This is a genomic window from Aneurinibacillus uraniidurans, assembly GCF_028471905.1.
In the GTDB taxonomy this organism is placed as follows: Bacteria; Bacillota; Bacilli; order Aneurinibacillales; family Aneurinibacillaceae; genus Aneurinibacillus; species Aneurinibacillus uraniidurans.
This window is the reverse complement of record NZ_CP116902.1, coordinates 2,005,148-2,017,313: the sequence shown is the minus strand read 5'-3', so window position 1 is coordinate 2,017,313 and position 12,166 is coordinate 2,005,148. Positions and strand designations below refer to the sequence as shown.

10 protein-coding genes and 1 pseudogene are annotated in these 12,166 nt (G+C 41.3%); 10 read left to right on the top strand and 1 reads right to left on the bottom strand.

The annotated features are described in order from the left end of the window. Nucleotides 1-114: 114 nt before the first annotated feature. Nucleotides 115-1,029: a LysR family transcriptional regulator gene (locus PO771_RS10110; protein ID WP_272559554.1), complete on the top strand. Its 915-nt coding sequence runs from the start codon at nt 115-117 to the stop codon at nt 1,027-1,029. 104 nt (nt 1,030-1,133) lie between these two features. Here PO771_RS10110 and PO771_RS10105 read toward each other — a convergent pair whose 3' ends face one another. Next, nucleotides 1,134-1,472, bottom strand: coding sequence for a winged helix-turn-helix transcriptional regulator (locus PO771_RS10105; protein WP_272559553.1), 339 nt, complete (start codon nt 1,470-1,472; stop codon nt 1,134-1,136). 236 nt (nt 1,473-1,708) lie between these two features. Between PO771_RS10105 and PO771_RS10100 the strand changes: the two genes are divergently transcribed. The 9 genes and pseudogenes from PO771_RS10100 to PO771_RS10065 all read left to right on the top strand — a co-directional run bounded on the left by PO771_RS10100 (nt 1,709) and on the right by PO771_RS10065 (nt 12,071). After that, the gene (locus PO771_RS10100) at nt 1,709-2,275 is read left to right on the top strand and encodes an NAD(P)H-dependent oxidoreductase (protein ID WP_272559552.1); all 567 of its coding nucleotides are present in this window, start codon (nt 1,709-1,711) and stop codon (nt 2,273-2,275) included. Then, nucleotides 2,254-2,967 carry an SDR family oxidoreductase gene (locus PO771_RS10095; RefSeq protein ID WP_272559551.1) on the top strand — a complete coding sequence of 238 codons (714 nt, stop codon included), beginning with the start codon at nt 2,254-2,256 and terminating at the stop codon, nt 2,965-2,967. Before PO771_RS10100 ends, PO771_RS10095 begins: the two co-directional genes overlap by 22 nt. Nucleotides 2,968-3,122: 155 nt before the next feature. Continuing rightward, nucleotides 3,123-3,710 carry a TetR/AcrR family transcriptional regulator gene (locus tag PO771_RS10090; RefSeq protein WP_272559550.1) on the top strand — a complete coding sequence of 196 codons (588 nt, stop codon included), beginning with the start codon at nt 3,123-3,125 and terminating at the stop codon, nt 3,708-3,710. A 3-nt stretch (nt 3,711-3,713) separates the two neighbouring features. After that, on the top strand, nt 3,714-4,799 hold the full coding sequence (locus PO771_RS10085; RefSeq protein WP_272559549.1) for a DUF418 domain-containing protein: 1,086 nt from the start codon (nt 3,714-3,716) through the stop codon (nt 4,797-4,799). A gap of 176 nt (nt 4,800-4,975) precedes the next feature. After that, nucleotides 4,976-6,061, top strand: coding sequence for a hypothetical protein (locus tag PO771_RS10080; protein ID WP_272559548.1), 1,086 nt, complete (start codon nt 4,976-4,978; stop codon nt 6,059-6,061). Nucleotides 6,062-6,664: 603 nt separating this feature from the next. Next, on the top strand, nt 6,665-8,194 hold the full coding sequence (locus PO771_RS10075) for an amidase (protein WP_272559547.1): 1,530 nt from the start codon (nt 6,665-6,667) through the stop codon (nt 8,192-8,194). Nucleotides 8,195-8,665: 471 nt separating this feature from the next. Continuing rightward, nucleotides 8,666-9,667, top strand: a complete 1,002-nt coding sequence (locus PO771_RS10070; RefSeq protein WP_272559546.1) for a TauD/TfdA family dioxygenase — start codon at nt 8,666-8,668, stop codon at nt 9,665-9,667. Nucleotides 9,668-10,310: 643 nt separating this feature from the next. After that, nucleotides 10,311-10,508: pseudogene (locus PO771_RS19445) on the top strand (zinc ribbon domain-containing protein); the annotation flags it as partial. Between the two features lie 75 nt (nt 10,509-10,583). Next, entirely contained in the window at nt 10,584-12,071 is a 1,488-nt protein-coding gene (locus PO771_RS10065) for a DHA2 family efflux MFS transporter permease subunit (protein WP_272559545.1), read from the top strand. Nucleotides 12,072-12,166 lie beyond the last annotated feature (95 nt).

The window sequence follows — 12,166 nt, the reverse complement described above, 5'->3', positions numbered from 1 at the left end:
TTCCTTTTTCTATATAAAGGATTATAATAGAGTGCAATCAATAAGAAAAATATATATATAATATAATAATCATAAGAATTACTTATATCTTGATGTGAGGTGGTCTTTGAATATATGGAGCTTAGACAGCTAAATTACTTCGTCGAGGTAGCGAGACTTGAAAATTTTACAAGAGCAGCAGAACGGCTAAAGATAGCCCAACCAGCGCTCTCGCAACAGATACGTAATTTGGAACAGGAACTCGGCGTTAAGCTCTTTAAACGAATCGGGCGAGGGGTAACGTTAACAGAGCCTGGGGAGCAATTTTATATTGGTGCTGAAAAGACCTTAGCAGAGGCGCAAAGAGCGAAAGACTCAGTTAAAGAGTTCACAAACGATCCGCACGGCAAAATTATGATAGGAGCGCTCGAGTCCTTAGTACAAACTAGGCTGCCAAGCTTGCTGGTAGCGTTCGGGAAAGAGTACCCTGGGATTAAAGTGTTTATAAGGGAGAATACTACTGAACCGTTGCTAGAGGATCTCCAGAAAGGAGAATTAGATCTCGCACTGGGCCACACATTGGATGTTACATACTCACCGAATTTGGTAAGGGTAGTAGCGCAGACGGGGATTTGCTCAAAACCTCTATATCAAGATGAATTGGTTTTGGTCGTCGCGAAAGGACATCCACTGGAGAAGCGAAAAACAATTTCTATCGGGGAACTTAGGGAAGAATCATTTGTATTCTTTAAGGAGGGGTCTGGAATTCGTTCACAACTACTTGCGGCATGCATTAGTGAAGGTTTCGATCCGCTTATTGCCTACGAGTGCGCCTCTCCACGAACACTAGTAGCAAAGGGGTTAGGCGTTTCGATACTTCCGCGTTTGATGGCGGAGTCTCCTGGACCAACCGTTTCTATTTTACCTTTGGACCCGCCTCTTTCACGTTGGGTTTCTGTTTTTTACGTTGAGGGACGCTATCTCTCGCCGTGCACTAAGGTTTTTTTGCGTTTTGTGGAAAAATACCTCGGCTCAGAAATCGAAGGCTAAGAATATCCCGGCTACCTTATATCACTAGGCCAATAAAGTAACCGTAAAGAGAATCGATTTAGTTCTCTTTACGGTTTTTATTTTACAAACAATACGTATCCATATTATAAATTCAACCCAAATCTCTTTAATTCAATAAAAATACCTTCCAATCGTTTTCCTTTTTCCGTCAACGTATATTCCACGCGCGGAGGAACCTCCGGAAATACCTTCCTTTCCAGTATGCCGCGTTCCTCCAATTCCTTAAGTCTGAGTGAGAGCGTTTTTGGACTAATCCCATCCATGGATTTCAGCAGGTCGCTGAATCGCAGCGTTCCTTCGATAAGCAGGTCCCGAATAATTAAAAAAGTCCATTTAGTCCCTATCACGTCAAGCGTTTTGGCAATGGGGCAAGGCTCACCCGGTGTTCCTTTAGTCAGTTCGATCGGTTCAAGACCACTCATTGAAAAATCCTCCAAAAAAATATTTTCTACTGATTTATCTTATTATGTCACAATAGTATCTTTTCGGAAACTATATGTATTTAATATCACTACTTCCTTAAATAAACTTACTATATATACAATATCAATGTGAGCCGATAATTCCGTTTCTAAATGAGGAGGTGATTACAATAATGCAACAACTTGGTGTCATACTGGAAAGTTAAACCTTGGGATTCGAAGGAGATGGGTAGAAAATGAAAAATATACTTATCATAAATGGTCACCAAAAATATGGTTCGGCGGAGGGGAAGTTGAACCAAACGTTAGTAGATAGCATGGTGAGTCTATTCAACGAAAAGAACAACGTAAAAACAACAAGTATTCAAAATGGATATAACATCGAAGAAGAACAACAGAAGTTTATTTGGGCCGATATTGTCATTTACCAAACCCCCATCTATTGGTTTAGTGTTCCCGGGTTATTAAAAACATACATGGATGAAGTATATGCATACGGCTTATTTTTCAAAGGCGCTCAGCAATATGGGAGCGGCGGATTATTAAACGGAAAAATGTATATGTTTTCTACGACTTGGAATGCCCCGGAAAAAGCATTTAACGATCCAACACAGTTTTTTAAAGGGGATGGCTTAGAAGGAGCACTCAGTCATTTGCATCGTGCACAGGAATTTCTCGGCATGCAGCCTGTAAAGAGCTTTGCTTGCTACGATGTCATTAAAAATCCAAAGATCGATAAGTTTGTATCCGAACTCGAAGCACATCTTAGGGAGGTAATCTCATGTTACAAGATCAAAGAGTAGTGATTATCGGCGGCAGCTCCGGCATTGGTTTAGAAACAGCTAAACAAGCGATAGTACTTGGGGCAGAAGTGATAATAGCCAGCCGCTCTGAGGATAAATTGCAAAAAGCAAAAGAGATTCTGGGATCCAAAACTACAGCTTATCAACTGGATACAACTGATGAACTGCAAGTACAAACATTTTTCGAAAAAGTCGGTCATTTCGATCATCTGGTCGTCAGCGCCGCGGAAACATCGGGCGGGTTATTCCTCAAAACGGATTCTGTCCAAGCTCGGAAATTGTTCGAAAACAAATTCTGGGGCCAATACTATGCAGCTAAATACGGCGCAGCCCAAATTTCGCCGTACGGTTCGATCACTTTATTCTCTGGTGTTGTTGCTTACAAAGCAATGATTGGTTCATCGGCACTTGGCGCAGTCAATGCAGCCGTATCGAGTCTTGGCCAAACTCTCGCCTTGGAACTAGCTCCAATCCGCGTGAATATCGTTTCACCGGGCATTATTGATACGCCTTCACGCAGTAAAATGCCTGAAGATGCGCGCAATAATTTCTATGCAACAGTGGCAGACAAACTCCCTGTGAAACGAGTTGGAAAAGCAGAAGACGTCGCACAAAGCGTACTATACCTGCTCCAAAATGGTTTTGTGACTGGAACCGTTCTCCATGTGGAAGGTGGTCACATAATAAGTTAAGCTACAAGAAAGCTGCCTCGGTAAAATGAGGTAGCTTTCTTGTATTTGTTGCCGTTCATACATCTACCGCTCTGGAAACCTATTGTGAAAATATTGGAAATCGATTATAGTTTACTTACCGACCGTTAAGTAAATTGAAAGGGAGAGGATATAACATGAAAACATCAACGACGTCGACGACGTACGAAGCCATATTGAAGACGGCTTATCGCCTGTTTGCCGAGCATGGTTTTGACAAAACGAGCATGGCGATAATCGGCAAGGAGATCGGTATCTCAAAGCCCGCACTGTATTATCACTTTAAATCGAAGGAAGCGATCATCGATGTGCTTTTTGATGAAATTTGCAAAAGCATCACATTTGTCAACTTCTTCAGCATCGAGCAATATTCGAAGGACAATTTCGAGGAAAAGCTTATTGCAGACGGGCTAAGCACCATTCAAAGCCAGACGGAAGACGAGTATTATTCACGCATCATGCATCAATATCAAGCGCTGGGCTATCGGAATCTGAAGTATATGCAGAAGCTGATTGAAAGTTTGGACGGATTCACAACGGGATTCCACGAGCTGCTGCGGCACGGCGTTTCGATCGGGGCAGTCAAGGACGGGGATACGCTGGCTCATGCCCAAATGCTGACGATGATTATCGACAGCATGGATAATTTTATGACCTATGGCTTTCAATGTCGCTATGACAAAATTTGGGCTAAAGCGGTTAAATCTATCGTTAGGGGTGAATAGAGGGTGAATCAACCGACACAAACGCAACGTATCACGGCTCTTGACTACGCGAGAGCATGGGCAATCTTCGGCATGATTATTGTGAACTACAAGTTGGCAATGCAAGCGCAAAGCGGCGGCGCTGAATGGCTGCAAGTGATCGCCGGCCTGTTCGAAGGGAGAGCGTCCGCCTTGTTCGTGGTGCTGGCCGGTATCGGCGTATCGCTCATGACCGCCAAAGCGAGAAGCTCGATGGAACGGGATGCGCTACGGAAAAGTCGGAACAGCTTGCACCGAAGAGCGGTATTTCTATTCTTGGCTGGGCTCATGCTGCTGCTATTCGGCTGGAATGCGGATATTTTGCATTATTACGCCGTGTTTATGCTCGTTGCGTCCGTATTGCTTACTGTTGCGGATCGGTTGCTCATCGTTTTGTTCGGAGCTGTGCTGATTTTGTCGCAGCTGTTTCTGCTCTTGTTCGACTACAGCAAAGGATGGAATGCCACATTCCATGAATATTCGGGTTTTTGGACAATCGCCGGATTCGTGCGTAATCTCCTATTCAACGGTTTTCACCCGATTTTCCCCTGGCTGTGCTTTTTCCTGATCGGCTTGTGGATCGGCCGCAAGCAATGGTTAAACAGGGAAAATCGGATGACGCTTCTGCTGTTCGGTGCAATCGGGACGACTGTATTCGAGACAATTTCCTATGCTCTAATCCGAGGGACGTCATCGATACTGGACAAGGAAGCGACTCATTACCTATTCGGGACTAAACCGATGCCGCCCGGCATGCTATATGTTTTGTCCAGCATATGTTCCGCCCTTTTCGTCATTGCTCTAAGTTTGTATATTGTGGACAAGTGGGAGAAGTCTAGTCTGACGAAGGCGATCATCCATACCGGTCAGCTCTCGTTATCCCATTATATCGGACATATCATCATCGGATTGGGCATTCTTGAAGCGGTCAACTACCTGGAGAATGGGCAAATATCATTTGCGCTCGCGTACAGCTGCTGTTTCTTTGTGTTGGCGATTATCTTCTCGCATATATGGAGAAAGTGGCTGAAGCGAGGGCCGGTTGAAACAATTATGCGTAAATATTGCTGAACCAGCTTCAAATTTGATAGTGAATTTACCCAAAATAAGAAAAGAGGGAATATCAGCGAATAGAAAATGTTTGACTTGCATAATGTTCTAGTGTACTATTCAGATGGAACACTAGAATATGGAAATCATCAAATGAATGATGTTACAAAATAAAAAATAACAGAGGAGAAATGAACATGAAAAACATGAAGAAAATCATAGTAGGTACTGGTGCAGCCATCGTATTATTAACGGGTTGCTCGTCTGCCGGAAACATAGACTTTAGCCAGTATATTACAAAGCAAATGGAAGTTACGTCAATGGAGGCGAATGGGGTAACATCGATTCACCTGAATTATGATGAGAAGAAAGTAAAAGACCAAGATAGTCGTAAACTGCTCAATTTATTTAGTGATATTCAAATCACAACACACGTGGTAACAGAAAACAAAGACACGGTGTCAATGGAAGGGACACTAACATTAAAAAAAGGCAAGATTCCATTTAAGTTATTTGTAAAAGGAAATGAAGTAATTATACAGTTGGATAATGCAAGTAAGCCAATTCGTATCATAGATAAAAATATATTGCCAGCTGCTTCAAAGGAAAGCTATGCGGAAACATGTAAAAAGGTTATCCCGTATCTTGTAAAACATATGCCAACTCCATCCACACTTCAAGTTATGTCTAAACAAGATAAAGTACACAATGAGATGGTTGATGGACATAACATACATTTGGAGGTGTATGGAAATGAAGTTCCTTCGCTTGTACTCGGTTTGATGGAGGGAATCAGTAAAGATAAAGAGGCAATTGCGGTATTCGTACGTGCGATCAATGAGGCAGATTCTTCTACGAAAGTGACAGCTGAGTCATTCAAGAAAGAATTAGATACGATGATTGGGAATTTCAAAAAAGATCTAGATGCAGCGAAAAAAGACAAAGAATTCGAAATGCTTTTCAGTAAGGATAATTATGTGAAGTCTGATATCTTTGTAGATAATACCCTTCATGAGCGTAAGTCCAATATGAAGATTCATGTTGGGCTGCCGAATGCTGAAGAAAGCGGAGTGAAATCTGTAGATATTGAAACGGAAAGTGAAAGCTGGAACGTCAATCAACCGGTAAAAGCTCAAGGGATTTCAGCTTCCCAGTACCTTACAGAAGAACAGGTCACAGCGAATGACGGCAAAGCGTTTCTGGATACGCTGAATAAGAAAGACAGTGTGTTATACGATCTTCTTGTTCATGATTTAAAAATAACAGGAGAGAAAAAGAAATAATAGTATGACACTATTAAAAAGCGACGATTGGTTCATCGGCACTCGGCGCAGTCAATGCAGCCGTATCGAGTCTTGGCAAAACTCTCAATTACTTTAACCGAAACGTATCCACAATTAGCGATTAAACTCTTTCAAAAAGGATTGATTAAGAAAGCTGCCTCGGTAAAATGAGGCAGCTTTCTTGTTAGATTCCAAACGAATCAATGGCCTTTTTCTTGTTGATTTCAGTATAAATTAATAATATGTGAGAAATTAATGCATTTGATTACATAGGACAGCTAAACAGTATTTTGGAATACAGTAATGAAAACATATCAAAAATGGTCAACTCGGAAAATCTATTTGCATAATCTATCTTTTTATGAAAAAAGCTGTTTGCCACAAATACCTTTTTGCTAGAGATTCCGCTCATCAAACCATCAAAAAAGGACACATAACCACACACTATTTCTAAACCTGGATAGTGTGTTTTTTGCGTGCAAAAGCGTCACATTTCCTTGATTGACATTAAAGGGGGCACGCTAATTAACTTTAATAATTGCAGGGATTTTGCTGAGTTACAATGAATCTTGTATTGGAGATGACTATAAGCGGGGTAAGAAAATGAAATTATACACATTGTCGGCAATTGAACTTGCAAAGGGTATTCGAAATGGAGAATTTACTTCATTGGAAGTGGTCAATTCATTTATTGAAAGAATTGAAAGTAAGAATAAGGATATCAATGCTATCGCGGTTCCGCTGTTCGAAAAAGCGCGCGTTGAAGCAAAGAAACGTGACGAGATGGCGGCAAGAGGAGAATTTTTAGGATCGCTTCACGGCGTTCCTGTCACAGTGAAAGAAAGCATTCATGTGGCGGGAACACCGTCTACTTGGGGGATAGAAGGTAAGGATGATTTGCTTAAAGAAGATGATCCTTCTGTAGAAAGATTAAAAAATGCTGGTGCTATCATTCTCGCTAAGACCAACGCCATGCAGCTATTAATGGGGTGTGAAACCTTTAATCCGGTATACGGGAGAACAAATAATCCATGGAATCTTCAACGAACACCTGGAGGAAGTTCTGGAGGAGAAGGGGCTGCTGTCGCTTCTATGTTTTCGGCGCTTGGCATAGGTACGGACATTGGTGGAAGTATTCGAACGCCAGCCCATTTTTGCGGAGTCCATGGACTAAAGCCTACTCCAGGAGTAGTACCGCAGCACCCGCCGAAACGTATCACCCATATTAGAAGAGAAGCAGGGGCGATGTCTTCAATTGGACCTATAGCCAGAACTGTAGACGATTTAAAATTGGCATTCGAGGTTTTAGCGGGCAAAGAAATGAGCCTTCAAACTATCGAAGGTTTGAAAATCGGCGTTTGGACAACTGATCACATCCTTTGTCCCTCGCGTTCTATCACAAGAGCGATAGAAGAAGCTGCTGGAGTATTATCAGAGCGTGGCGCAAAATTGGTTGCTTATGAATTTCCGCTAATTAAAGAAAGCATGCAAAATTTTTACGGGATGATCTGTGCAGACGGAGGTAAGGGCATCGAGGAAACGATCGGAGTATCAAAACAGGAATATCCAATACAAAAATTACTCAGTGCTCAAAGGTTGGGAAAGGTTAAGAGAAAACTGGTGGTCTCCGTTCTTACATTATTAAGACAACAAACGATCGGATCGGTTGTCCTTCCATTTACGGGTGCCAAAACAGAAGAAGAATATCAGAAGCTTTTATTAAATCGAGAGCAATATCGGGACTTGGTTTTAAACGACATGCGGGAAAAAGGTTTGGATGCCGTTATTTGTCCTGTTTTTCCAACGCCTGCGTTATTTCATAATGGTTCTAAAAATCTTTCGTACGAGGGAGCGTACAATTCTCTCATCAATTATTTAGGTTTTCCTTCAGGCGCTTTTTCGTACAGTTTTGTTAAAAGTGGGGAAGAAGTTCTTGAACGAAACAAAAATGACATCGTTCAAAAGGCGGCGATGGATGCGGAAAAAGGCTCGCTAGGTCTTCCTGTCGCGGTGCAAATTGTGTCGATACCTCATCAAGAAAACATTGTTTTATCCATTATGGCTCAATTAGAAGAAAGCTCAAGAGAAAGAAGCGACTATCCTCCAAAAAAATGCTCTTTTTTGTTCAAATAAAATAAAAGACGCTAAAAGTGTTTAGCTAATAAGAAATGTATGACGAGGAGCTTGCCGACCAGCAGTTCCTCGTCATACATTCTGCAGGACTTTGCGGATAGAGAGCTGACCTGGTATATATGAAAGAAGATTAAAAATGTTTACTGTTAATAATTTGCAATTTATCTAAATAGGTGTTATTTTCTAAATATGATATTTTAACCTCGATTATTTCGAGTATGAAGGCAGAATTAAAATTGTCTAAACAATCTAAATTTTATTCGGTTGAAAAAGAACGTCAACACCGAAAAGAACGATTAGCTACGTCTTTCTGGTTATAGATTCTGCCCGGCTAACAAGCGAGCAAATGGGGAACAGTGAAATCGGTTGGTTTCGTTTCAGTTTCAACCCCTATGGGAACGTATAAAAAAAGAACAGCCTGATTTTCTAGATTGATAGGTTGATAGATTAATTCGATTAAGGGAGGACTAGATGATGGGAATTATTTTAAAGGAAAAAATTCAAGGATCAGCAACGTGGAAAGGAAAAGAACTACTACAGGATGGTTCCTGGATTTATTATTGGTCTAAAGAAGCGATTGCATCTCTTGAAAATGCTTTACATCATGTACAACAAAAGGGGTTACGGGCACCAGATTTTACCAAGGAGGACTTTTCAATTCCTGACCTTACTGATGAAATTGCTTACTTTGTTGATGAATTAGAGAATGGGAGGGGGTTTCTATTACTTCGTGGATTGCCGATCGAACGATATACGGATGAACAAGTAAGCATCATTTACTATGGTCTTGGGCTTCACATCGGCATTCCGGTCACGCAAAACGCAAAAGGAGACCTTTTAGGACATGTGAAGAACATAGGGGCGAAGGATACGAAAACTGTCCGTGTTTACGAAACGAATGAGTACCTTCCCTATCACACCGATTTATCTGATGTGGTCGGATTACTGTCTCTTCGTAAAGCAAAATCAGGTGGTTTAAGTAGCCTGGCAAGTGCTATGACTCTTTATAATGAAATTTTGGAAAAATATCCAGAGTATCTTGGAATTCTCTACCGCCCAGCCCTGATGGATAATCTTGGTGATGGCGGGCCAGACTTTACCCCGACCTTTAGTTATCACGCTGGTAAATTAAGTTCTCGATATATGCGACGTTATGTCGAATTGGCACATGAGACAGCGGGGACCCCGTTGTCCAAGGTGGAAATAGAAGCTTTTGACATCGTTGATTCCATTCTTCATGATGAGGATAATCGTCTAGATGTGATGCTTGAACCAGGCGATATCCAATTCGCTAATAATTATACGGTTTGGCATTCCCGTACTCAATTTGAAGATTATGAAGAACCGGAGCTAAGACGTCATTTGCTAAGATTGTGGCTCAAGATGCCCAATGCTCGAGAACTGGCTCCGGATTTTCCAGGACGCAATGGGATTCCGAAACGCGAAGAAACAGCCAGCGGTATAAAAGCCTAAGATAATAAAGGGACTAGCTTGAATGCGAAAGATTACCTTTTAACAATATACGAACGAATTAACAAACATATATGCATAACATTCGTTAAAATCCCGCAAAAATGCGAAGTGTTCACCGACCGGATACAGATCATTTTTATAGAAAAGCGAACATAAGTGAAGATAACTGTAGTCTTTCACAATAATGAAATTTACGAAATATGATTGTTTTTAAAGCGTTTCTAAAGCTAATTAATGGAGTAACGGAAAAAGCCCAATTTCTTAAGAGTAATGCTAAGAAATTGGGCTTTTTAATATTGGAATTTCCTTCTTCCTTTAAATTTGCAACAATTATGATCCATCATAGCGATGGTCGTGTAAATACATTGATAAAAAGGATAAACTGTGGTAAATTTATATAGATACACCACCAATGTATTTTTGTATAAAATATATCCATTTTAATTATAAATCAAAAAATCCTTTTCAGTCAACCCCTATTTTTATTTTTTTAACTTCCTTCCGAAATTCATCTACCACTTCTAAACGTGAAGGTGCAATAGCACCAGTGAAAGCGGGAGATGAATTTCGGTTGGCGTAAGCCAAAGGTGTCGCAATCATGATATAATAGAACAAATGTTCTTTGTAGGAGTGAGGTGGTTCGATATGGCAAACAACGCCTATAAGTTCCGTTCTTGAGTACAAGTTAGAGGAGCAAGGGAAGAAGCTTATCAAAATAGACAAGTGGTTTCCATCATCCAAAACTTGTTCATACTGCGATCAAGTAAAGGAGTCTCTATCTCTTTCTGAGCGTACATTCCACTGTGATTGTGGTTTTGTAGCAGACAGGGACTGGAATGCTTCTATCAATATCAAACGTGAAGGATCACGCTTATTAGTTCACTTAGGTATTTTGCAAGTCGAAAGGAGAAAGAATTTGAAAGTTCAAAATGAAACAACTCAAAACGGAGGGACATTCGGGAGCAGAGGCAACTTTTTGTTGGTCATGATTATGATTCTAGGTGTGTTTGTAGCCATTTTGAATGAAACACTACTTAACGTAGCATTGCCGAAAATTATGAATGACTTCAGAATCGCGCCGAGTACCGCGCAATGGTTGACAACTGGATATCTACTAGTTATTGGTGTGCTTATACCGGTCACCGCTTATTTAATTCAGCGGTTCACGACAAGAGGCTTGTTCCTTGGAGCTATGGGCTCGTTTATGGTGGGGACATTTGTAGCGGCTATCGCACCAGGGATCGAAGTACTTTTGATCGGAAGGCTGCTTCAAGCGGCGGGTACTGGGTTGCTCTTTCCTTTATTAACTAATGTGGTATTCTCCATCGTTCCTATTGAAAAAAGGGGTTCGGCAATGGGGACAATTGGAATTGTTATTACTTTCGCTCCAGCGATTGGCCCCACTCTATCAGGGATCATTGTAGAGCATTTCAGTTGGAGGGTTCTCTTTTACGGCGTTCTGCCGATCGCACTGTTTGTTATTATATTGGCATATGTGATGCTCAAAAACGTGACGGAGACGACTAACCCGAAGATTGATCCGATATCGCTTCTACTTTCAACCTTAGGCTTTGGAGGGATTGTGTATGGATTCAGCAGTTCTGGTGCAGGACATGGGGGTTGGTCGAGCAATGAAGTCCTAGTTCCAATTGCAATCGGCGTTGTTTCTTTAGCCCTGTTTACTTGGAGGCAATTGACGATTTCACAACCGTTGCTAGATTTAAGAACATTTAAATACAACATTTTTAGGATGTCGACGCTGATTATGATGATTGTCATGATGGCGATGTTTTCAGCGATGATGTTGTTGCCGATTTTTCTCCAGAATGCGTTAGGTTACAGTCCGTTGAAGGCAGGTTTGATCATGTTGCCAGGTGGTATTGTCATGGGGATCATGTCACCAATTACAGGCCGATTATTTGATAAATTTGGTGCCAAGTGGCTTGCGCTTATCGGATTGGGATTGATCGCAAATACGCTGTGGCAATTTGCCTTTATCACATTGTCAACATCCTACAGCACGATTATGATTTTCAATACGCTATTAATGTTGGGGATTTCAATGGTCATGATGCCGATCATGACCAACGCTTTGAACGAATTGCCACCTCCATTATATCCGCACGGTACGGCTATTATCAGTACTCTCCAGCAGGTGGCTGGTGCTGTCGGGACAGCATTACTTGTATCAATCATGACCAATAGTTCTACTCGTTTTATGGAAAAAACGGTGATCAAGGAAGATGAGTCTACATTACAAATCCTAGCGATGATTGCTGGAATGAAAAGCGCGTTCTTACTTGCATTCGGACTAGTAGCCATCGCATGGATCGTTTCATTATTTATAAAACGGTCCGTTCCACAAGAAAAGAAATTGAAAATAAAGCAGGGTGCTACGAACTGACAAAGTGTTAACTCATTGTCAGGGTAGGCTGAAGACTGAACCAAGTAAATGCGGAAGAACCACCTAAGGATGAAAAATCCAGTGCGGTGGTTCTT

Bases quoted from the DNA above. Each gene is read 5' to 3' on its own strand.
- PO771_RS10110 (WP_272559554.1), top strand. From the start codon at position 115: ATGGAGCTTAGACAGCTAAATTACTTCGTCGAGGTAGCGAGACTTGAA.
- PO771_RS10105 (WP_272559553.1), bottom strand. From the start codon at position 1,472: ATGAGTGGTCTTGAACCGATCGAACTGACTAAAGGAACACCGGGTGAG.
- PO771_RS10100 (WP_272559552.1), top strand. From the start codon at position 1,709: ATGAAAAATATACTTATCATAAATGGTCACCAAAAATATGGTTCGGCG.
- PO771_RS10095 (WP_272559551.1), top strand. From the start codon at position 2,254: ATGTTACAAGATCAAAGAGTAGTGATTATCGGCGGCAGCTCCGGCATT.
- PO771_RS10090 (WP_272559550.1), top strand. From the start codon at position 3,123: ATGAAAACATCAACGACGTCGACGACGTACGAAGCCATATTGAAGACG.
- PO771_RS10080 (WP_272559548.1), top strand. From the start codon at position 4,976: ATGAAAAACATGAAGAAAATCATAGTAGGTACTGGTGCAGCCATCGTA.
- PO771_RS10075 (WP_272559547.1), top strand. From the start codon at position 6,665: ATGAAATTATACACATTGTCGGCAATTGAACTTGCAAAGGGTATTCGA.
- PO771_RS10070 (WP_272559546.1), top strand. From the start codon at position 8,666: ATGATGGGAATTATTTTAAAGGAAAAAATTCAAGGATCAGCAACGTGG.